The sequence below is a fragment of the Chryseobacterium sp. KCF3-3 genome, from assembly GCF_045865955.1.
GTDB lineage: Bacteria > Bacteroidota > Bacteroidia > Flavobacteriales > Weeksellaceae > Chryseobacterium.
Window position 1 is genome coordinate 4,476,129 of the sequence record NZ_AP035792.1, and the last position, 23,162, is coordinate 4,499,290.

The window sequence follows — 23,162 nt, forward strand, 5'->3', positions numbered from 1 at the left end:
TTTTAAGCAAAATTAAGATTCAGATACATTTGAATTCAGCTCATTGCTTAATAAAGATCGGAAGATGTTTTCTTCACTATTCTTAATAACTCAATTCATCTTAATGGTTTAAAAACGATTTTATATTGAATCAGTTTTTTAAAAGAAAATCAATACAATGAAAAATAACAGTATCAAAACACTCGTAAGAGAAAATATATTACAATTACAACCCTACATCAGTTTCAGGGATCACAATGAATTTAATGCTCCGGTAATGCTGGATGCGAATGAAAGCCCTTTCGGAGAATGCAACCGTTACCCGGATTCTACCCAGAAAAAGCTTAAAAGCAAGCTTGCAGGGCTTAAAAAAGTTTCACCTTCACAGATTGCCATAGGGAACGGAAGTGATGAGCTGATAGATCTTATCATCAAAATTTTCTGCGAGCCTAAAAAAGATGCCATTCTGATGATGAATCCGTCATTTGCGATGTATGGCTTCTATGCAACGATCAACGAGAATAAAGTTTTGAAACTGGATCTGGATGAAAATTTTGAAATTGTAAAAGAGAATTTCTTAAAGGTAATTGAAGATCCTTCACTGAAGATTTTCTTTTTATGTTCACCTAATAACCCTACCGGAAACAGTGTGGATGATATTGAATTTTATCTTCAGAATTTCAACGGAATTGTAGTGGTAGATGAAGCGTATATTGAATTTTCCGGAAAAAAATCAAGTCTGGAGCTGTTGGAGAAATATTCGAACCTGATTGTACTGCAAACCTTTTCTAAAGCATGGGGAATTGCTGGCGCAAGAGTAGGTATGGCTTATGCATCTGAAGAAATTATCAGCCTTATTAATACGGTAAAAGCACCTTATAACGTGAATGTTTTGAGCCAGGAGTTGATTTTAAAGACTTTAGAAGAAGAAAACAGACTTCAGGAGAACGTAACTCGTATTCTGGAAGAGAGAACATGGTTGAAGCAGCAGTTTGAAGGAATTCAATGTATTTCCAAAGTCTTTTCAACAGATGCCAATTTTTTCCTGATCAGAATGGAAAATGTGGATTCTGTGTATGCAAGAATGTTGGAAGAAGAAATCTTAACCAGCAGAAGAGATCCTGCCATTCCGGGATGTATCAGGATTAATGTGGGAAATCGTTCGGAAAATGAAAAATTAATTAACCTTTTAAAAGGAATATAAACCGTTAAGAAAGATGAAGAGGATAAGAAAAATTAAGATTCATCAAAGATGAATAAGTAAGAATATAACTAAATTAATAGCTTTAGCTATCTTAATAATTCTTAATCACTTAAAAAAGCTTAATGGTTTAAAACAATTTTATAAAAAACATATGAAAAAAGTACTCTTTATAGACCGTGATGGAACACTGATTATTGAACCGCCAACAGATTTTCAGGTAGATTCTCTGGAAAAACTTGAGTTTTATCCGGGAGTTTTTCAAAACCTTGCAAAAATTGTTAATGAGTTAGACTATGAATTGGTGATGGTAACCAATCAGGATGGACTGGGAACAGAAAGTTTTCCTGAAGAAGATTTCATAAAACCTCACGCAAAAATGTTGCAGGCATTTGAAAATGAAGGAATCATTTTTAGTGATATTTTAATTGATAAAAGCTTTGAATCCGAAAACCTTCCTACCCGAAAACCAGGAATTGGAATGTTGGGAAAATATATCTATGGCAATTATGATCTGGAAAATTCCTATGTAATTGGTGATCGAAGTACTGATGTACAACTCGCTAAAAACCTTAAATCTAAGGCTATTTATCTTAACCAAAACTTAAATAGTGAATCTGAACTTTCTACTACAAGCTGGTCAGAGATTTATCAGTTCTTAAAATCAGGAATGAGGAAGGCAAAAGTTTCCCGCAAAACCAATGAAACAGATATCGAAATTGAAGTTAATCTTGATGGAAACGGAAAGTCAGATATTTCAACCGGGCTTCATTTTTTTGATCACATGCTGGATCAGATTGCAAGACACGGAAATATGGATTTGACCATTAAAGTAAACGGAGATCTTGCCGTGGATGAGCACCACACCATTGAAGATACAGGAATTGTGCTGGGAGAAGCTATTTTAAAAGCTTTAGGAAAGAAAAAAGGGATTGAACGATATGGTTTTCTGCTTCCGATGGACGACTGTCTTTCTCAGGTGGCTATTGATTTCGGTGGCAGACCATGGTTGGTTTGGGATGCGCCGTTTAAAAGAGAAAAAATAGGAGATGTGCCTACAGAAATGTTTTTTCACTTCTTTAAATCCTTTACTGATGCTTCGAAATCCAATCTGAATATCAAAGCAGAAGGGGATAATGAACACCACAAAATTGAATCCATCTTTAAAGCCTTTGCGAAAGCAGTGAAAATGGCAGTGAATCAATCGGATAGTAACTACAGTTTACCTTCTACAAAAGGAAGTTTATAAATATGATTGCCATAATAAAATACAACGGAGGAAATGTAAACTCTGTCCAGAATGCCCTCAACAGGCTGAAGATAGATTCTGTGATCACGGATGATCCTGAGCAGATTTTAAAAGCCGATAAAGTGATCTTTCCAGGCGTAGGAGAAGCTTCATCCACCATGAAACTGTTGAAGGAAAAAGAACTTGATCTTTTGATTCCAAGCCTTACACAGCCGGTTTTAGGGATATGTCTGGGAATGCAGCTGATGTGTAAGGAAAATGAAGAGGGAAATACTGAAGGAATGGGAATTTTTGATATCAATGTCAGAAAATTCCCGGCAAAGGATATTGTTCCACACATGGGCTGGAATACTGTTTCAGGACAGATTTCACCATTGTTTTCAGGAATTGAAAAGAGCAGTGATGTGTATTTTGTACACAGCTATTATTGTGAGCTTTCAGACTTTACCACTTCTGTTTGTGATTATATCCTGCCATTCAGTGCTTCATTGCAGAAAGATAATTTCTATGCAGTGCAATTTCACCCTGAAAAATCAGGAATTGTGGGAAATCAGATCGTTAAAAACTTTATAAATTTATAATGATGAAAATAATTCCGGCTATTGATATTATCGACGGTAAATGTGTCCGTTTATCAAAAGGAGATTACAATACAAAGAAAATATACAATGAAGACCCTTTAGAAGTGGCGAAAGAATTTGAAAGTTTTGGCATTCAGTTTCTTCACCTGGTGGATCTGGACGGAGCGAAATCAAAACATATTGTGAATCAGAAGGTTTTAGAGAATATTGCTCATGCTACTTCGCTGCATATCGACTTTGGAGGAGGATTAAAGACTCAGGAAGATATTGAAACAGCCTTTAATTCTGGAGCAAAACAGATCACTTTAGGAAGTATTGCGGTGCAAAATCCTGAATTCTGCTATGAAATGATTCAAAAATATGGCGCTGAGAAAATTATCCTTGGAGCTGATTGCGACAACAGAAAAATCAAAACCTCCGGATGGCTCGAAGAAAGTGATAATGACATCATCGACTTCATCCTTCAGTATCAGGAAAAAGGGATACAAACTGCTATCTGTACTGATATTGCAAAAGACGGGATGCTGGAAGGACCTTCAACAGGGTTGTATATTGAGATCTTATATAAAACATCTGTTCAGCTGGTAGCAAGCGGAGGGATTTCAGGGATTGCTGATGTATATAAAATGAAAGATATCGGCTGTGCGGGGACAATTATCGGAAAAGCAATTTACGAAGGAAAAATAAGCTTACAACAACTTCAAAATTTTATTGAAAATGCTTAAGAAAAGAATTATTCCATGTCTGGATATCAAAGATGGAGCAACGGTGAAGGGAATCAATTTTGAAGACCTGAAAAATGCAGGAGATCCCGTAGAACTTGCCAAAAAATATGAACAGGAAGGAGCTGATGAGCTTGTTTTTCTGGATATTACTGCCACTATTGAGAACAGAAAAACGTTTGTAGAGCTGGTAAAAGAGATTGCCAAAGAGCTTAGCATTCCTTTTACGGTGGGTGGAGGGATTTCCTCTGTGGAAGATGTAAGAAAGCTTTTGGAAGCAGGTGCAGACAAGATCAGTATCAATTCTTCAGCGGTGAAAAATCCAGGACTTATCTCTGATCTGGCCCGGGAATTCGGAAGCCAGTGTGTGGTGGTTGCTATTGATACAAGGCAAGTAGGCGATACAGATCTGGTGCATATCAAAGGTGGAAGAGAGGCTACCGAACTCTCTACGCTAGAATGGGCAAAACAAGCCGAATCTCTTGGAGCAGGAGAAATTCTGTTGACTTCGATGGATGGTGATGGCACAAAAAATGGTTTTGATCTTCGCATCACAAAGCTGGTTTCAGACAATATCAGTATTCCAGTGATAGCATCCGGAGGTGCCGGTAAGGTGGATGACTTTGTTAAAGTATTTAATGAAACCAAAGCTACAGGAGGATTGGCAGCCAGTATTTTCCATTTTAATGAAATAGGGATTCTGGATTTAAAACAACAGTTAAAAACTCAAAAAATAGAAGTACGATGAAAATAGATTTTAATAAAGATAATGGGCTTGTTCCCGTAGTCATTCAGGATAACAGAACGCTGCAGGTTTTGATGCTGGGCTATATGAACGAAGAAGCTTTTGAGAAAACAAAAAAAGAAGGAATTGTTACTTTTTTCAGCCGTTCCAAAAACAGACTCTGGACAAAAGGTGAGGAATCGGGTAACTTTTTAACGGTAAAAAGTATTGACATCGACTGTGATCAGGACACCATTTTAATTAAAGCCGTTCCAAAGAATGTAGTCTGTCACACAGGCACTTTTAGCTGTTTTGGAGAAAAGAATGCCAAAGGATTTCTTTATGAGCTGGAAGAAAAAATTTCTCAGAGAATAGATGCCAAAACTGAAGGTTCTTATACGTATTCACTTTATCAGAGAGGAATCAATAAAATGGCTCAAAAAGTAGGAGAGGAAGCCGTAGAATTGGTTATAGAAGCTAAAGATGACAATGAAGATCTTTTTAAAAATGAAGCTGCAGATCTGCTGTATCACTTCTTAATCTTATTGAAAGCAAAAGGATTTTCGCTGGAAGAGATTGAGGAAATTCTTAAAAACAGAGATAAATAAAGAGATTGTTTCAAAAGTCAAGCAACTTACTGAAGGTCTGTGAACGTAGTTCAACAACGCGGTGAAGAATCCCATGTAGTTATTTATCAATGAGATTCTTCCTTCGTCAGAATGACAAAAGCCAAGTGTTCAGAATGACACTTTTGAGACGCTTCCTTTTTTATTAAGGCAGAAAAAATTATAAAACCCAATAAAGTGTTGGGATTTTTTATACATGACGATTATCAGTTGATATTGATAAAATAAACTATATAAATCTTATTGTTGGATTATTTTATTTAAATGTATTTAATGAATTAATTTAAAACTATATCAGGAGAAAGGTTGTTAAAACGCTCATAATTCAAAGGCTGTTAAAAATCGTACTTTTGTTTTTAATTATTCTAAATAACACTTAAGTATGAATAAATCTATTTTCTTAATCGGAAGCCTTGTGGCATTTTCTCAAGTCGCTGCCCAGAAAAAAGATTCATTAGAACAGAACAGGCTTGATGAAGTGATTGTTACCGCATCAAGATCTCCGGAAATTGTAAAGAAAACAGCTTCTACCGTCAACATTATCAATAAAAAGGAAATTGCAGAGCAGTCATTGATTTCTGCTGATCTCAGTAATATCCTGGCTTACAAAGTACCAGGATTAGCGTTTGGAAATAATCTGGTGAGCAACAGAGGACAAACATTAAGAGGAAGAAATGTTTTGATTATGATCGACGGAATTCCACAATCCAGTCCGTTACGTAACAACGACAGAGAAATCAGAAGCATTGATCCTTCGGTCTTAGAACGAATTGAAGTGGTAAAAGGAGCAACTTCCATTTATGGGAATGGTGCAGAAGGAGGAATCATTAATTATATTACTCAAAAAAGCACTTCTGGTAAAACTTTTTCAGGTAGAACGGTATTAGGATTTACCAGTCATGATCTGTTTAATAACAAAATGTTCAAATCAGAGGGTGGCGCAGGATACAGAGTTTCACAAAGTTTCTCCGGAAAAGTAGGAAAATTCGATTATCTGGTGAATGGAACTCTTACTCAAAGCGGAGTAAAAATAGATGGCGAAGGATTGGTTCAGAATCCACGATATGGATTGGGAGAAACTGCCGTCAATAATATCTTTGCTAAAATAGGATATGATTTGAATGACAGCAACAGACTGGAAGTGATGTATAATTACTATTCGAGCCTGCAGGATTCCAAATATATTTTAGATCTTTGGAAATATGGTGAGAAGCCTTCTACCGGGAAATTAGGAGATCGGGAAGGTGTAAAAGAAGGAACTAGATATAACCACAACGGATATCTTAAGTATATCAATAAGAATATTTTCCGCAATACAACGCTTAACACTACCTTGTATTTCCAGGACTTTTACACGATTTATGATTACAGGAATGCTCCAAGATGGAAAACAGGAGGACAATCAGCTATTTTAGAGAAAAAATACGGTTTCAGAGCAGATTTTAATACAGAATTTGGAAAAGAGAAAGGATTAAAAGGTTCATTGACCTATGGTCTGGATCTCTTAAATGAGAAAACAAGTCAGCCATTGGTAGACGGAAGAATGTGGGTTCCGGAAATGAATATGCTGGCTGCAGCGCCTTTCGTACAGGGAAAACTATTTCTTACTGATGATCTGACGGTAAAAGCAGGCGTTCGATGGGATAAAATGTCCGTAAAAGTTCCTGATTATACTACTTTACCTTCTAACAAAGATGTTCCCTTCAATGTAGAAGGAGGAAGATTAAACTATTCAAACCTGTCTTACAATGTAGGAGTGAGCTATGTGGCATTTGATTTCTTCCAGCCCTTCACTTCTTATTCCAGAGGATTTAATATCTATGATCTGGGCCGTGTGCTGAGAGATGCGAAAAGCAATGTTCTGAGTGAAATCAATACAGATCCTGTGGTTATTGACAACTATGAAATTGGTTTCAACAGTAAGATCGGGCAGTATGTAGATTTTTCAGCCAGTTATTTTTATAATTACTCCAAGCTGGGAGCTGATCTTGTTTCTGTAAATGGTTTCTGGACTCCGCTTCGTGCTCCTCAGTACATTAACGGAGTAGAATTGGCGGTGAATATCTATCCGACACAGGGATTGACTTTCGGAACTAATTACACCTATCAGGAAGGAAAAGTGGATGTGAAAAATGACAACAGCTACGAAAAGTATTTAAGCGGTTTAAGAATTGCACCCGCAAGGTTGAATTCTTTCGTCAAATGGAATGATAAGGCGCAGAAATTACAGTTGGGAGTCTATCATATGTACTCGTTTAAGAGAGATAAGTTTGAACCTGCTGCATCCGGAAAATATGATGAAGGAGAAGGCCCTGTGAAAAGCTTTAACCTGTTCAATGTTCAGGGAAGCTATAAACTGAATAAACTTCTGACCATAGGACTTGGAATAGAGAATGTATTCAACACTTCTTATTTCACACCAACTTCGATGTATACCGCTCGGGATGCAGAATATGTACGCGGAAACGGAAGATATTACACGGTTTCTCTTAATTTTAATTATTAATTTGAATCTTTTTATAAAAATGAGGCTGTCCAAAAAGGACAGTCTTTTTTATGCGATCCATTACTGTCCGATAAAAAGTATAAATACATTGAAAATATTAATATTTATGCTATGAATTAACAGGTCGCTCCTCCGGAGCTCTAATTTTAAAACAAATACGTTCTATTAACAGTCAGCTCCCATTGGAGCTAAATTTGATCCCGTCGGGATCTACTGTTAGTAGAAAAATGAAATCCCCATAAAATAAAGCTCCGTAGGAGCGACCTGTTAATTCTATTTAAATTTTATCGAACAAGAATGGCTTTTTATATAAAGTGTCAGATCTAAGGTTGATTCAAGACATTTATATGATCCTCAAACTCTCCTAAATTCTATTTCTTTATAACAACAAGAGGCTGCCAAAACTTTTTGGACAGTCTCGTTCATTTCGTGACATTCATTCATAGTATTTTTGAAAAAATGTTTATTTTAGGAAATGAAATATGCTTTAGTAATTTGGTCAGCCATTTGTCTTGTCCCGGTATTCATTTTTTTATTTCAGGATAAATCTGTTAAAGGTATTAGTGTGGTTGATTTAAAGAATATCTTTTTAATCTTTATGGTTGGAGTCTTAATGATTTTTTCAATAATAAAAGGAATAAAATATTTTAAGTAATTTATACAGGAACTGTATAATGAGAAAAATAATTATACTATTTTGTATTTTTTCATTTGCAAGCTACAATTCCCAACTGAAGCTTGGGAAATATGTGAACATCTGTTATGTAACTGATGCTCCAAGCTCTATACTTACCCTAAAGAAGAATAATTTTGTTTTGATGTATCCCGGATCTGTTGAACAATTCTCGGGAGTTTGGGCTGTGAAAAATGATACTTTGCTTCTGACTTCACAATATCAAAGTACATTAGGGAAAAATGACAGCGTTTCGGTAAATAAAAAACACTATTTTAAGATAAAAAGAAAAAAATTGATACATCCTGAAAATGAAAAATGTTTCTTAACCTTAAAAAATAAACTTACATATGATTAACGAGTTACAAACAGCTCTGGATCTTATGAATGATGGACAATATATGCCCGCCATTACAATCTTGCAAAATTTAAATGGATTATCTCCCAAATCTGAAAACTACAGACAATTATTCATGTCAAACTGCTGGTATAAACTAGGAGAATATCAATGGGCTATTGATATTGCGGATAATTTATTACAAAGAGACAAGCACAATGAATTAGCATCTCAGTTAAAATATTTATCCTATTGTGAACTTAAAGATTTTGATAATGCTTTAAAAGAAATGCTCCGTTTTTTATCATGTAATGAGGCCGATCTTTATAAAGTAACTCTGGAGGAATTATTGACAGATATCAGAGATGGATTTATTAATGAAGAGGATATCGTTTCTAAAATCAAAGGATTTGCTTTAAAATATGATGTTACTATTGACAATCCCAATGGTAAATAAATGCTGTAACAAAGACCGGATCTGAAATACTAATCTGGCTAGAAAAGAATATCATGAAATTAAAATTAACCCTGATAGCCGCATTTTTTGTTCAGATTGCTTTTGCTCAGAAAAATTGTAATGAACTTTACGCTCAGAAATTCACAAAACAACAACTGGAGCAGGATATAGATTTTATTAAAGACAAAATAGTCAATGCACATATAAACCCCTATACTGAGATCTCAAAATCCGAATTTGAAAAAAAATATACAGATATCCGTAAGTCTCTGAAAGATGGCATGACTCAAAAGGATTTTTACTACCTCGCAAAACCCTTGATTGTTACATTAAACGATGAACATAGCTCAATGTCTGATTTCTGTGTTACAGATAGCATAAAAAGAAGCATGAAAGTATTGCCGTTGAAGTTTAAGTATGAAAATGGAAAAATGCTTCTTACAGAAAACTATTCAGACAATAAGCTGAACATTGGTGATGAATTGCTTTCATTGAATGATATATCTATCAATGAAGTGTTGGAAAATTGTGCACAAACCATTCCGGGAGCCAAAGAAGAACGAATTCCAACAGCTGTTGATCGGTTTTGGATAATGATTAATAAATTCTGCTATTTTATCACAGATGACTACAATCTGAAATTTAAAAGTGGATTGCATACATTAGTGAAAAGCATCTCTTTGGAACAGTTGAAAGCGAATGCGTCAAAAATGCAGCCAAAGAAAAAAGAAGATTTTAAACCTGTTGATTATAAAAAGATAAAGGATTATGCTTATTTAACAGTCAATACCTTTGACGATAGGAATACATTTACTCTGGAAGAGTGGAAAACAAAATTTGATAGTATTTTCACCCAAATCAAAAAAGACAATGCTAAAAAGCTGGTCATTGATGTTCACAACAATTCCGGAGGAAATTCTGCAGTGGGAAATTTACTTATTAATTACTTTTCAGACAAACCTTACCAAAGCTACCAGGGAAAATGGAAAAAAAGTAAAGAATATGCTGATTATTTAAAATCGAATAATAAAGAATCTCCTGAGTATAATAAAATAAAGGACGGAGATTATTATCCAATACACTCGCGTTCTATAATCGCGGGTAAAAACCCGTTGCGGTTCAGTGGAAAGACTTATGTCATTGTTGGCAAAAATACTTTCTCCAGCGCTATGATGTTCAGTGTAATGGTTTTGGATAATAAACTGGCAGAAGTAGCAGGAGAAATGCCTGAAAAAGGACATCCCAATCATTTCGGAGAATTGATCAATTTCCAGACTCCCAATACAAAACTGGATTTTCGTTTTGGAGTAAAAGAATGGATAAGGCCGGCAGGAAATATAGTGCCTAACAAGCTTATTCCAACAAAGACTATCGATTTGAATAACAAAACAAGAGAACAGATTGTTGAAGAGCTTTAAAATTATTTAATTCATAAAACAAAACAGCAGGAATAGTCCTGCTGTTTTTTTATTATCAATGGAGTGAATTTTTATCTTTCAATCATAATATTCTTAACCAAAGTCTCTTCACCCATTTTCAAAACTCCAATATATACTCCATTTTGAAGGCCGGAAACATTAATCTTTCTTTCATTATTCACTTTCAAAAGTGATCTTCCCATAGAATTACTGATTTCAAAACTGAAATTCATTTCTTTAGAATCCGGTAATTCAATATTCAGAACATTATTGGCTGGGTTAGGATAGATTTTTACAGCTTCCAATGAATTTTTAGAGGCAGGCTTGCTCATTGTAGTAGAAGCTGTTGCAAAGTGCTGTAATGCTCCCACAGTAGCTTTCCCGATCTTGTATACATAAACAGGATCCATATTAGTGAAAGTATCTTTAGAGCTGTGAGGGTAAGTACTTCTTATCCTTTCAAAAAAACCGGTAATCACTTCACCTTTCTGCTCAAAAGGAATATAATCTGTATCAGCTGCCGGATCTACAGCAGTTAAAAGAGGAGAGTAGAGCGCTGTACAATTTCTAAGCTGTTGAGTGACAGCTGCAGAAGCGGCATTGTTACTGGAAACACCTCCCTGATCTTCATCACAATATACCGTTGTATTGTTATTTCCTTTCACTCCGCCTACCTGATCCAGATTGAAGACCAGTTTGATATCCAATTTGCGGACACCTCCCTGATATACTACATTGTTCACATAATGGCTGCTTCCTTTTAATCCCTGTTCTTCACCGGAAAAATGGATGAACTTTATAGAATATTCAGTAGGAACATTTTTCAGAATCCTTGCTGCTTCTAGAATAATCGATGTTCCGCTGCCATTATCATTTACTCCCGGGCCATAAATGGTATCGAAATGCCCACAGATAATGACATATTTGTTAGGATAAAGTGTTCCGGTTTTGGTAATAATTAAATTTTTCGAACTGGTGCTTCCAAAGGTAAAAGGACTTTCCTCGATCTGGCTGGCAGTATAGCCGTAAGAAAGATACTTATTTTTGATCCAGTTCAATGTGTTGGTATTAGCTACCGAACCTGTAGTTTTTACGCCTAAATTACTAAACTCCTGAAGGTTATTCGTAATGTTGGTTTGGGTTACCAAATCCGCTCTGTCTTTGTAAGCCTGAATAAAAGTTTGAGCCGCAATACTCTGCATCATTAATGCAGAGCATAAAAGTGTTGTGAATTTTTTCATATAAATAATATTATTTTGGTAACACGAATGTAGTAAATAAATCACAACAAAGTGTTTAATATTTTGAAATAAAAGAATATTTATTATGAATATCACATTATTTATTGTGTATGTGTTGTAAATACTGTAATATGGGTCTGGTGTGAAAAAATAAAACCTCTGAACTGCTTCAAAGGTTTTTGTATTCATATGGTTGTATAGTAATGCAAATTATCTTTCGATCATCACTTTTCTTACGACCTTTTGGTCTCCGGTTTTTAAAATTCCGATATAAGCTCCGTTTTCAAGTGAAGAAACGTTGATTTTTGTTTCATTGTTTCTTTTGAAAATAGAACGTCCCTGGAAATCAGTGATTTCAAAAGTAAAGTTTTTAATTCCGGAATCAGGAAGTTCAATATTGATGACATCTTTTGCTGGATTTGGGTAGATTTTTACACTTTCCAACATATTTTTTACAGCAGTTTCATGTGTTCCCAATGTGCCGGTAGCAACGGCAAAATGCTGTAATGCTCCCACAGATGCTTTTCCTATTTTGTAAATGTATACAGGATCTGTATTGGCAAAAGTATCATTCACCGTATGCGGATAGGTACTTCTTATTCTTTCAAAGAAACCTGTGATCACTTCGCCTTTTTGTTCAAAAGGAATATAATCTGTATCGGCAGCCGGATCTACAGCGGTTAAAAGAGGAGAGTAGAGTGCCGTACAGTTTCTCAGTTCCTGAGTTACAGCAGCCGAAGCGGCATTATTGGAAGAAAGTCCGCCCTGATCTTCATCGCAGTAAACCGTATTGTTATTGTTGCCCATCACACCACCTACCTGATCCAGATTGAAAACAAGTTTAATATCCAGAACACGAACGCCACTCTGGTATGCTACATTGTTTACGTAATGTTTGCTTCCCAGAAGTCCTTGTTCTTCTCCGGAAAAATGGATGAATTTTATAGAGTATTCAGTCGGAACATCTTTCAGAATCCTTGCCGCTTCAAGAATAATAGAAGTTCCGCTTCCGTTATCATTGATTCCTAAACCGGTAATACTATCGAAATGTCCACAGATGATTACATATTTATTAGGATATACGGTACCTGTTTTGGTAATGACCAGATTTTTAGAATTATAACTTCCTGCAGTGAAAGGATCTTCTGTCATCTGGCTGGCTGTATATCCATAAGAAAGGTACTTGTTTTTGAGCCATGTCAGTGCATTGGCATTAGCGGTTGACCCTGTAGTTTTTACCCCTAAATTAGCAAATTCCTGAAGGTAGGTTGTAATATTGGTTTGATTTACCATATCTGCCCTGTCCTGATAAGCCTGAATAAAACTTTGAGCTCCAATACTTTGAATAGCGATAGAAGTCAATAAAAAAGTAGCGATTTTCTTCATTTTGCAGTATTCAGTCTGAATATCCTTTCAATAGAAAACCTATTCAGAATATTCAGACTGATATTATTTATTAATGATTATTTTTTTTGTTGTATTTCCCTTATCCGTTTTGATCGTAAAAGTATAAACCCCGTTTGTTAATCCTGAAGTATTTATTTTTTCCTGGTTTTCAAGTGATAACACGGTATTTCCAGACATGTCATTGATTTCAACTTTGAATTGTTTTACTTTTTCCTGAAATTCCACTGTCACAAGATCTTTAGCCGGATTAGGGTAAATCCTGATTGCTTCACCTGATTTTTGTGCAGATGCTTCGTTGGTGCCTAACAGGTTGCTGGAAGTAGATGCAACAGCAAAATGCTGTAAGGCTCCTACGGCTGCTTTTCCTACATTAAAAACATATACAGGATCCAGGTTGGCAAAAGTGTCACTTACGGTATGTTCATTATTACTTTGGACGGTTTCATAGAATCCGGTAATAGTGTACCCTTTCGCTTCAAAAGGCATGTAATCTGAGCTGTAAGCATGAGATAGATTCGTTTGAAGAGGGGAATAAAGGGTAGTACAGGTCATCAATTCCTGAGTCAGAGTATTGGATATTGCATTATTGGAAGATACTCCGCCTTCATCTCTTTCACAGTTGATGGTATTGTTATTATTTCCTATAAGACCTCCTACCTGATCAATATTTAAAACCAATTTTATATCCAGAACCTTATTACCATTCTGATAAGCTACATTGTTTACATAATGGTTGCTTCCTACAAGTCCTTGTTCTTCCCCGGAAAAATGAATAAACTTGATAGAGTATTCTGTGGGAACATTTTTCAAGATTCTCGCTGCTTCCAGAATAATGGAAGTTCCACTGCCGTTGTCACTTACTCCAGGACCTACAATTGTGTCATAATGTCCGCAGATAATGATGTATTGGTTAGGGTATACTGTTCCTGTTTTGGTAATAATTAAATTTTTTGAAGTGTTGCTTCCGTAGGTAAAAGAATCTTCAGACATATTAGTTGCTGTATATCCGTAAGACAGATATTTGTTTTTAAGCCAGTCCAGAGCATTATTATTAGCTGTTGTACCTGTTTTTTTTACTCCAAACCCGGCAAATTCCTGAAGGTTTGTAGTAATGTTGGTTTGAGTAACCATATCTGCTCTGTCCTTATAAGCTTGAATAAAACTTTGTGCACTCATATTTTGCAGTGCAATGGAAGTGAGCAAAAAAGCTGCAACTTTTTTCATTTTTAATACTTTCTTTAGAGATTGCTAATATAGCAATAAATCATCATTTATTGTTGATTTTTAAATGGAATAGTGTCTGTTTGCTTGATTTATTAATAATAATATATCTTTTTATTAAATTTATTATTATGTTAGTTTAAAATTCATTAAATGAATAATATTTAGGTAAATTTTTCTTTAGTATTAAGTGTATTCAATGATAAATTCATGTTTTATTAATTCTATCTAATAAGGTTTACTGTTAATATGGAAATTATAATAGGATTTATAAGAGTGTCAGCTGGATTTTTAACGGTAATAAAAGTATATAACAAAAAAAATCCCGGGAAAACCCGGGACTTATATTGATAACAAAATCTATTCTACATTATTTTACTTGATCTACAACAGCTTTGAAAGCTTCAGGGTGATTCATTGCTAAATCTGCTAAAACTTTTCTGTTAAGTTCGATGTTGTTCTTTTTAAGAGCTCCCATAAATTGAGAGTAAGACATTCCGTGCTCTCTAGTTCCCGCGTTGATACGAGTGATCCAAAGTGCTCTGAAATTTCTCTTTTTCTCTTTTCTACCACGGTAAGCATATTGCATTGCTTTTTCTACCGCGTTTTTAGCTACAGTCCAAACGTTCTTTCTTCTTCCGAAGAAACCTTTAGCTTGCTTAAAAATTTTCTTTCTGCGAGCTCTTGAAGCTACGGCATTTACTGATCTTGGCATAATTTAAATTGTTTTTTTGAAAAGGGCGGCAGTGTTATTGCTCTTGTTTGCACCGTTTCAGGGTTAAAATTGTGAATTTGTTTGAATTCTTATAAACCGAATATAGATTTATAAAAACTACTTAATTGCTAATTGACGTTGAACGCTTTTCTCATCCACTTTAGCTACGTAAGAAGTAGACGTAAGATTTCTCTTCTGCTTAGTTTCTTTCTTAGTTAAGATGTGGCTTTTGTAAGCGTTTTTTCTTTTGATCTTACCTGTTCCGGTAAGAGCAAAACGTTTCTTAGCACCTGATTTCGTTTTTAATTTTGGCATTGTTTTGCTTTTTTATTGTTTTTGTTATCAATATCTGTTTTGGCTACTCCTAAAGACATTAGGAATAATAGTTTGCAAAGATACAAAAAAAATCAATTCGGATGTTTATAATGTTTGATTTTATCGCATCAATAAAAAACCGTCTCAAAGAAACGGTTTAGTAATAAGTTTAGTCCTTTTACTCGAAATCTATCTCGAAGACATCATTAATATTTAGATTATTCCCTCCCAGAACAAACTTCATTCTATATCCCGTAGGAATGGCAGCTCCAGTCTTTGAAAAGAGTTGAAGCTTCATATGAGGATCATTCACATAAAAACCGGCAGTTTTATTAGTATTCCAAAGAGGAATTCCATTGTTATAGATGACCATATTTCCATCGTTTTGTGCAACAAGTGTAGAAGGAGAACTTAAATTATTTCTGTAACTGTTTGATTTCCATAGTGCATATGTATGACCCGCTACGGTTCTGTATAACACAAGATTATGGTCATATTGCATGATGAGTTGGTACTTCTGACCATTATTTTCTAAAGTAATAGCTTGTCCTGCGTTTAATATAGAAGGGTGATATACTTCCTTTATTAAAGTAACAGTTGAACGACTTGCAATACCGGAAGTTTTACTTCCATTGGCTGCAACTTGCTTTTCAACTGGCATTACATTATCGCGTGTCTCATCCTGAGCACAAGAAGCCAAAAGCATTGAAAGACTTAAAAAAGTCATTAATTTTGTTTTCATAGGTTATTTTTTAACAGCGCAAATATAATAAATTATCAATATAATTCACTGATTAAAGATTTTATTTTTAGTGTAAAGTATTTATTAATGGGTGTTATAAGATTTATTTAAAACACTTTTTAGTGTTTATAAATAAAAAAACCGCAACTTATTCAATTGCGGTTTTGTAATATAATAGTGTTACTTAATTATGATTGAAAAAATGCTAATAAATCCCTGTTGATCGTTTCAGCTTCTGTTGTTGGCATTCCGTGCGGGAATCCAGGATAAGAAATCAGTTTTCCGTTTTTAAGAAGAGTAGCGGCTACTTTACCTGTTGTTTCAAAAGGAACAATCTGGTCATCTTCGCCATGCATTACCAATACAGGAACATCTACACTTTTAAGATCTTCAGTGAAATCTGTCTCAGAGAATGCTTTCACACAGTCATAATGTGCTTTGATAGAACCGTTCATTCCCTGTCTCCACCAGTTTCTTTGAATTCCTTCTGAAACTTTAGCTCCTTCTCTGTTGTAACCGTAAAAAGGGAAGGTAATATCGTTGAAGAATTGCTGTCTGTGTTTTGCAGTATTGTTTCGGATATCATCAAAAACAGAGATAGGAACTCCGTTCGGATTGTTCTCATTCTGAACCATAATAGGTGTTACTGCACTTACCAGAACAGCTTTTGCCACTCTTCCGTTACCATGTTTTGCTACATATCGGATCACTTCACCACCACCTGTAGAATGTCCTACATGGATCACATCTTTTAAATCCAAAGCTGCAACAATTTCTGCTACGTCAGATGCATAAGTATCCATGTCATGTCCGTAAGGAGTCTGTTCAGATCTTCCGTGTCCTCTTCTGTCATGAGCAATTACTCTGTAGCCCTGTTCTAAAAAGAAGAACATTTGTGCATCCCAGTCATCACTGGATAATGGCCATCCGTGGTGAAAGAAAACCGGTTGTCCTTTTCCCCAATCTTTGTAATAAATTTCTGTTCCGTCTTTTAATGTAAGTGTGCTCATTGTTTCTTTTTTTAATAATTAATAAATAGTGTATTTGATTTTTTTATAATCACAAATGTAGATAGAAAATCTTCACAATATCTTGATATAAGATAATAATTGATTAAAAATTTATAAATGATAATAATATATGAATAAAATTATTTAAATAATGAATAGGCTGGTATTCTTTATCTTATGAGGATATACCAGAGTAAAAATTCAAAAACTGCTGGTCAATAATCTCTGGAAAATGATACCTATCCGATGAAATATAGCTGATAATCGGGATTGTCTTATTCTTTGATTCTTTCTACTATTGAGGATCAAATTCAGCTCTACTTGATGGTTTCTATAATTTCTTTCAGGTCTTCTGAATTCATATTTAACTTATAAACCTATATCATTATGCTTTCATCCGCAGATTTACAGATTGAAAGAGCCATATTCTTTGCTGTGCTGATTCTATTTTTCGGAGCAGGATTTTTGTGCACCCTTATTATTTTTATAATAAATTCTGTACAGAAGAAAAATAAAAGTGGAGGATATTATTTGCTCCTATTTCTCATTTCCGGAACTATTGGAGTCGCTTTAGTTGCATTTTATTTCTATACGGTGTTGCTGTAGTGTGTTTTGCGGGTTAGGTATCTTAAGAGGTTTTCTCAGAAGATGCAAAGATGTAAAAACCCCTGTTATCAGGGATGTTTTTGTACAACTTCTATTTTTATCTTTGACTCAAAATTTACTAAAGATAAAACGGTTAAAATCTTTCATTTATAACTTTTATAGCTTTCTTTTTCATACCCAATTCAATGATCAATTCTTATTTCGAACTAACACACTATTAAAAACATGGGTAAAAACAATAACAAAATAGAATTGAGTGAAGAAGAAGCTGTAAAAGTATGAGATGATAGTTATTTTGCAACAAAATATGCATCTAACATCAACACAGATATAAAGTATTTTTTTTGGTAAGAATACAAGCCAACAATCGATTAGCAGGTATTTACCTATATTTACGTTCTTTACTATAATGCAACTTAATAAAGATAAGGGTTTGATGTACAGGTTATTATTTATATTTACTTTGTTGGTTTGTCCGTTTTTCATTCAGGCACAGGATGTTTTGAACAGATTGGAAAGAGAATATAATCAGGTTTCAAATAATACAGCTGAACGGCTGAATCTTGCTCCTAAATACGCTACTGCTTTATTTTTCCATAACCTTAAGCCTAAATCTTATCAGATTTTAAATACCAACATTTCTATTGCTGCAAAACAGACTGATGGAAAATATGCTACTATTTTGTATGCTGTACAGGCAATGAATTATCGCCTTGATAATAAAACTGCTGAATCTTTGAAAAGCCTGGAGATGGCAAAAGGGTACAGTTTAAAAACCAATAGTAATGAGGCGAAAGGGTATTTTCACTATGCAAAAGGCTGGATTCTCACCCGCAATAATAAAACGGCTGAAGCTGTTACTGCGTATTTAAAAGCGATTGAATATTATGAAAACTCACCCACAACCTCTACATTGTATGGGAGATTTGGTAACGTAGCGAAAGAATTATCTACGATTTATTCCAACCTTAATGAATTCCAGCTGGAAGAGAAGTATAGCAAACAGTTCTTGCTGCTGGCATCCAAACAAAATGATCCGAACCTTATCTTCGATGCCTATATGAGAATGGGATATGTATATGAACAGAAATATACCCAAAATCCATCGAATACAGAGTTTAGAAATAAGACAGAGCAATACTATCTGCAGGCTATAACAACTTTTAATAAAAACAAGAGTGTAATGCTCAACAGAAGCAGTCTTTCATATGCTGCGATCAATTTAGCCAATTTATATACTGAATTTGATAGAGATAAAGCAATACAGTATGCCAGCTTAGCCAATAATGTGAGTCTGGAGATAGGCGATCCTATTCATATTGCTTCATCATTTGGAATTCTGGCAGAATTAGCTTTACAGGATAAAAATTATGATTTAGCTAAATCTTATTTTCTAAAAGCTTCCATGGAGATTGGAAAAAGCCCGGTAAGGGATCATAATATAGAATTGTCTATTCTTGAATCTTTATCCAGAATTAGTGAAGAGCAGGGCAATTATAAAGAAGCCCTGACTTATTATAAAAGCTATGTTGATAAATATAAAAGTGTTTACGATCAGGAAAAACTTGATATTACCAAAAGATTAGAATCTCAGTTTGATAAAGAACGACAAGAGCAGAAATACATCAAGCTACAATTAGAAAGTGACAAAAAAGCACAGGAAATTAAGTTAATCAATATCCTTCGCGCACAGCGTGAACAGGTTTACAACAACTTAAAACTGGTGGAAGAAAATCAGCGTGAAAGACTAAAATTTTCAGAACTTGAATCAGAGAAAAAAGAACAGCAGCTTCGTTTAGCAAAACTGGAAACCCAACAGAAGAATAATGATATTGATAGCTACAAAAAACTATTAGCCTTCAAAGAGAAGATCAATACCTATTATGTCTTTTTTATTATTTTCTTTATCGTTTTGATCCTCTTATTGCTTTATGCCTATAAACAACGTGCTAAATCCATTAAGCGAAGAGACGAACTGCATGCTTTAGCCATGGAACAGGAGAAACAGAACTCCAAAATTTCTACGCTTACAGCCTTGCTTGAAGGACAGGAGCAGGAGCGTGGTCGTCTGGCGCGTGATCTCCATGACGGATTGGGAGGTTTGCTTTCAGGAACTAAGCATCAACTTTCTTATTTAAATCCTCATCATTCTGAAAATATAGAAGAAGGAATTTCAAAATCAATTGAACAGATTGATGGTGCGGTAGAAGAACTAAGAAGGGTAGCGCATAATTTAATGCCGGATTTATTGACAAAATATGGCCTGGAAGTAGCTATTCAGGAATTTGCTTCCCGAATTTCCAATAATGCTTTGGAAATCCACACAGAGTTCATCAATTACAGCAATTCGCTATCGAAAGAAAAGCAATTGATCATTTATAGAATTATTCAGGAATTAGTCAATAATGCGATAAAACATGCCGATACTTCAGAAATTATTGTTCAGATAAGCGAAGAAGAAAATCTATTAAACCTTACAGTAGAGGATAACGGTAAAGGTTTCGATCATGCCAACTTAGACGTTAGAAAAACGGCAGGTTTTCACAATATAGAACTGAGAGTCCAATTTTTAAAAGGAACAATGAATATCAACTCCGAATTGAATATTGGCACCAGTATAGAACTTCAAATCCCTATTCATTAAACATGATAAAAGTAGCCATAACAGACGATCACCCACTTCTATTGGAAGGACTTAAAAATATTTTAGGAAACAGTGATACAATAGATGTTGTTGATTGTTTCAAAAATGTTTCGGAAATGAATGCAGGTCTTGCAAAACAGCCTGTTGATATTCTGTTGCTTGACATCAATCTGGTTGATACCAACAGCATTGAACTCATCAAACCTTTAAAGAAAAAGTATAACAGCCTTCAGATTATTATCCTTAGTGTTCATAATGAACTGCCCGTAATTAACAGTACTCTGGTTGAAGGTGCTTTAGGATACATTCAAAAAAATGCTTCAGTTTCCGAAATTATCGAAGGAATTAATGCTGTATATAGCGGTGACAGGTTTTTATGCTCTCAAACCAAATCTGTTCTGGAGAAAAAATCAACAGATGGATTAAGCCAGGTTCCGAAACTAACCAGAAGAGAAAAAGAAATTCTGGCGGAAGCATCGAAAGGACTTACCACCAATCAAATGGCGGAAAAGCTTTTTATAAGCCCTCACACCGTAGAAAGCCACCGAAAAAATCTTATTGAAAAATTTCAGACATCCAACCTGAGTTCAGCTATAAAGTTAGCCATAGAATATGGATTGATTATTGAATAAAATATTCATCTACAAAAAAGGCCTGCTTACATCGTAAAAGCAGACCTTTTTCTTATATAATCAAATAATTGGTGTGTTTGTTTTAATCTTTGAATTTCAACGCAGCCTGAAACAGGTTTTTCTTTCCTATTAAATCATATTCGTCATTATATTCAGGTTGATACATCAGGATGAAAACTCTGCCGTCAAAATCTTTTAAATTGATAGGCTGGTCTACCATGATATCATAAAACCTTGTTATAGTACGTGTGGCAGTCCATTGCTTTGCATTACCTTTAGGATTTTTATCAAATCTGTGATCTTTCGCATCCGTATAATACCAATAAGAAGGAGCAGAATCCATCAGAAACATTTCTTTATCCTTGTTATAAAGTTCCTCTGCCATACCTGTATTCTGAAACCATGGAACTTCAGCATTTAAAACACCCAAAGCTGCACCATAGATATCTTTATTTGTAGTAGCGCCCACTAAAAAACCTTCAAGATTGGTAGAGGTAATCTCAAACAGGAAAGGAGATTTCTTCAGTTCATAAACATCATTTACCGGCTGTATTACTTTTCCGTCCTGTTTAATAACTACTTTTAGCGATTGTGCAAAAGTCATAAAACTTAATAAACAAAAAAGGACAGTCAAACTTAATTTTTTCATTGTATCTCTTTAAATTATTGCAGCAAAGATATTGGACTTTATTTCCCTGTACACTCGCTGATTTCAGGGGTTTTTTATTATTGAAATTATTAAAATTTTTATCTAATAAACCATTAAGAAGAGTTTAAGAAATAAAGTATATTAAGATAAATCATTCTTATCTTTAAGCTTAAAGCGGAGCTTATCTTAATACTCTCAACATCTTAATACGATCTTAATGTTTCAAAATATAAAAGTTTGCATAAGTTCATTCCTTTAAGTGTAAATTATATTTCCATTGAGATCCTAATTCTCTCAGTTTCCTTACTAAAAAAGATCAGCCTTCAGCTGAATTTTTATATAGGCTGTTTTCTGCTTTTTACCATTGGCAGCAGCTGAATTAAGCGGATATACTTCTGCATAAAAGGTATCGTTATCGGTCCAGAATGCCTTCTTATCATCAGCTATTTTGAACTTGGTGAAATTCACGTATAAAAGATTATCCTGTTTCTTGGTTTGTGGTAAGTATTGAGTGATGATAAAATCGCTTCCCACATCATTGTTAGATGAAATGCAGGTAACCCAGCTTTTGGAAGGAAGAATTTGTGGATAACCATTTGTGCTGAGTTCAAACAATACTGCATTTTTTATATTGAAAAAAGAATAGTAAGAATCTACAACTTTATCAGAGTTTTCTCTGAAAACCTCCATGTTTAAGTAAGGTGATCTTCCTACATATTCATTAGCCAGAGGTCCGGTTTCTGTGGATATATTTTCATGTTGGGTAATCACTTCTTCTCTGCCATTTTCTTTGTATACCCAGTTGCCTTCCTGTAGTTGTATATTCGGATTTTTTACCAATGCTTCACCCATTCTTTTTTTTGAATTGGTTTTAAATTCCTGCTCTGAAATCTCAGCAATAGTTCCAAATTTTTTAAAAGACTTGTTTTTAAAATCAGATGATTTTTTAAATGTACTGCTTCGAATCTCATAAAGATCCACATCTTTTAAAGTCAGTTCAAAAGAAGGCGTGAATTCCGATTTCAAAACAAAAGCTTCAATGCTGTTCGAAATGTTATTATTAATGCTGTAGTGAATAGAATAAAAATCCTCAAACTCTTCGAATCCATAATAATTATCGAACTTATTGTAAGGCATTTTCAAATGGGCCGCCTCCTTACTCGGCGTTACAAAAAATTGTATAGAATCCAGTTGGGTAAATAATTGAAACGGTACCTCCTGAACATTATCCACCCCTTTTATTTTTTTGAAATCACCAAGGGTTATTGTTTTTTGCTTAACTTCAGTTTCTTCTTTATCCGTTTCTGATTTTTTATTCTGCTGGTTGCATCCTGCAAGAACAACCATAGATGATATAAAAATTTGATTGAGTATTTTCATTTTCTATATTTTGGGGCAAATGTATCAGTATTCAGATCAGAAGCCAACAAAAACTGCCTGATATAGGGAATAAATGGCTGAAAACAGGGATATATTGAACGATGGATTTTGGAGAATTTTACAAAAC

General features: G+C 34.6%; 20 protein-coding genes. 11 read left to right on the forward strand and 9 right to left on the reverse strand.

The genetic code is table 11. The features are described 5' to 3' along the window. The first annotated feature begins 157 nt into the window (after positions 1-157). From hisC to ACKTTZ_RS19945, 9 genes are all read left to right on the forward strand, one after another. Positions 158-1,183 carry a histidinol-phosphate transaminase gene (gene hisC, locus ACKTTZ_RS19905; protein ID WP_407846422.1) on the forward strand — a complete coding sequence of 342 codons (1,026 nt, stop codon included), beginning with the start codon at positions 158-160 and terminating at the stop codon, positions 1,181-1,183. A gap of 151 nt (positions 1,184-1,334) precedes the next feature. Beyond that, complete coding sequence (gene hisB, locus ACKTTZ_RS19910) at positions 1,335-2,429, forward strand: bifunctional histidinol-phosphatase/imidazoleglycerol-phosphate dehydratase HisB (protein ID WP_407846423.1); 1,095 nt, start codon at positions 1,335-1,337, stop codon at positions 2,427-2,429. Between the two features lie 2 nt (positions 2,430-2,431). Beyond that, positions 2,432-3,010: an imidazole glycerol phosphate synthase subunit HisH gene (hisH, locus tag ACKTTZ_RS19915; RefSeq protein ID WP_407846424.1), complete on the forward strand. Its 579-nt coding sequence runs from the start codon at positions 2,432-2,434 to the stop codon at positions 3,008-3,010. 2 nt (positions 3,011-3,012) lie between these two features. Beyond that, complete coding sequence (gene hisA, locus ACKTTZ_RS19920) at positions 3,013-3,735, forward strand: 1-(5-phosphoribosyl)-5-[(5-phosphoribosylamino)methylideneamino]imidazole-4-carboxamide isomerase (RefSeq protein WP_407849192.1); 723 nt, start codon at positions 3,013-3,015, stop codon at positions 3,733-3,735. After that, positions 3,728-4,480, forward strand: a complete 753-nt coding sequence (gene hisF, locus ACKTTZ_RS19925) for an imidazole glycerol phosphate synthase subunit HisF (RefSeq protein ID WP_034694429.1) — start codon at positions 3,728-3,730, stop codon at positions 4,478-4,480. The genes hisA and hisF overlap by 8 nt, the downstream gene beginning before the upstream one ends. Further along, positions 4,477-5,064 carry a bifunctional phosphoribosyl-AMP cyclohydrolase/phosphoribosyl-ATP diphosphatase HisIE gene (gene hisIE, locus ACKTTZ_RS19930; RefSeq protein ID WP_034694431.1) on the forward strand — a complete coding sequence of 196 codons (588 nt, stop codon included), beginning with the start codon at positions 4,477-4,479 and terminating at the stop codon, positions 5,062-5,064. The genes hisF and hisIE overlap by 4 nt, the downstream gene beginning before the upstream one ends. Before the next feature lie 400 nt (positions 5,065-5,464). After that, positions 5,465-7,588 (forward strand): TonB-dependent receptor, encoded by a 2,124-nt coding sequence (locus ACKTTZ_RS19935; protein WP_407846425.1) that lies wholly within the window; start codon positions 5,465-5,467, stop codon positions 7,586-7,588. Between the two features lie 1,023 nt (positions 7,589-8,611). Further along, the gene (locus ACKTTZ_RS19940) at positions 8,612-9,055 is read left to right on the forward strand and encodes a hypothetical protein (protein ID WP_253316643.1); all 444 of its coding nucleotides are present in this window, start codon (positions 8,612-8,614) and stop codon (positions 9,053-9,055) included. A gap of 53 nt (positions 9,056-9,108) precedes the next feature. After that, positions 9,109-10,473, forward strand: a complete 1,365-nt coding sequence (locus tag ACKTTZ_RS19945) for a S41 family peptidase (protein WP_407846426.1) — start codon at positions 9,109-9,111, stop codon at positions 10,471-10,473. 71 nt (positions 10,474-10,544) lie between these two features. On the opposite strand, the gene ACKTTZ_RS19950 is transcribed toward ACKTTZ_RS19945, so the two are convergent. From ACKTTZ_RS19950 to ACKTTZ_RS19980, 7 genes are all read right to left on the reverse strand, one after another. Then, positions 10,545-11,714, reverse strand: coding sequence for a M20/M25/M40 family metallo-hydrolase (locus ACKTTZ_RS19950; protein WP_034694444.1), 1,170 nt, complete (start codon positions 11,712-11,714; stop codon positions 10,545-10,547). Positions 11,715-11,924: 210 nt separating this feature from the next. Continuing rightward, positions 11,925-13,100: a M28 family peptidase gene (locus ACKTTZ_RS19955; protein ID WP_034694445.1), complete on the reverse strand. Its 1,176-nt coding sequence runs from the start codon at positions 13,098-13,100 to the stop codon at positions 11,925-11,927. A gap of 63 nt (positions 13,101-13,163) precedes the next feature. Next, positions 13,164-14,345: a M28 family peptidase gene (locus ACKTTZ_RS19960; RefSeq protein WP_407846427.1), complete on the reverse strand. Its 1,182-nt coding sequence runs from the start codon at positions 14,343-14,345 to the stop codon at positions 13,164-13,166. Between the two features lie 367 nt (positions 14,346-14,712). Next, positions 14,713-15,057, reverse strand: coding sequence for a 50S ribosomal protein L20 (rplT, locus tag ACKTTZ_RS19965; RefSeq protein ID WP_034694451.1), 345 nt, complete (start codon positions 15,055-15,057; stop codon positions 14,713-14,715). A 117-nt stretch (positions 15,058-15,174) separates the two neighbouring features. After that, positions 15,175-15,372 (reverse strand): 50S ribosomal protein L35, encoded by a 198-nt coding sequence (gene rpmI, locus ACKTTZ_RS19970; RefSeq protein WP_034694453.1) that lies wholly within the window; start codon positions 15,370-15,372, stop codon positions 15,175-15,177. A 178-nt stretch (positions 15,373-15,550) separates the two neighbouring features. Further along, entirely contained in the window at positions 15,551-16,099 is a 549-nt protein-coding gene (locus ACKTTZ_RS19975; RefSeq protein ID WP_407846428.1) for a hypothetical protein, read from the reverse strand. Positions 16,100-16,302: 203 nt separating this feature from the next. Continuing rightward, the gene (locus ACKTTZ_RS19980; RefSeq protein WP_407846429.1) at positions 16,303-17,124 is read right to left on the reverse strand and encodes an alpha/beta fold hydrolase; all 822 of its coding nucleotides are present in this window, start codon (positions 17,122-17,124) and stop codon (positions 16,303-16,305) included. Positions 17,125-18,166: 1,042 nt separating this feature from the next. On the opposite strand from ACKTTZ_RS19980, the gene ACKTTZ_RS19985 reads away from it, so the two are divergent. Both ACKTTZ_RS19985 and ACKTTZ_RS19990 read left to right on the forward strand, forming a co-directional pair. Beyond that, positions 18,167-20,374, forward strand: coding sequence for an ATP-binding protein (locus ACKTTZ_RS19985; RefSeq protein ID WP_407846430.1), 2,208 nt, complete (start codon positions 18,167-18,169; stop codon positions 20,372-20,374). Positions 20,375-20,376: 2 nt separating this feature from the next. Beyond that, the gene (locus ACKTTZ_RS19990; RefSeq protein WP_407846431.1) at positions 20,377-21,006 is read left to right on the forward strand and encodes a response regulator; all 630 of its coding nucleotides are present in this window, start codon (positions 20,377-20,379) and stop codon (positions 21,004-21,006) included. Positions 21,007-21,088: 82 nt separating this feature from the next. Here the strand turns inward: ACKTTZ_RS19990 and ACKTTZ_RS19995 are convergent, their stop codons facing one another. Together ACKTTZ_RS19995 and ACKTTZ_RS20000 are read right to left on the reverse strand one after the other, a co-directional pair. Continuing rightward, positions 21,089-21,655: a hypothetical protein gene (locus tag ACKTTZ_RS19995; RefSeq protein ID WP_253316635.1), complete on the reverse strand. Its 567-nt coding sequence runs from the start codon at positions 21,653-21,655 to the stop codon at positions 21,089-21,091. A gap of 306 nt (positions 21,656-21,961) precedes the next feature. Further along, entirely contained in the window at positions 21,962-23,035 is a 1,074-nt protein-coding gene (locus ACKTTZ_RS20000; RefSeq protein ID WP_407846432.1) for a resolvase, read from the reverse strand. Positions 23,036-23,162 lie beyond the last annotated feature (127 nt).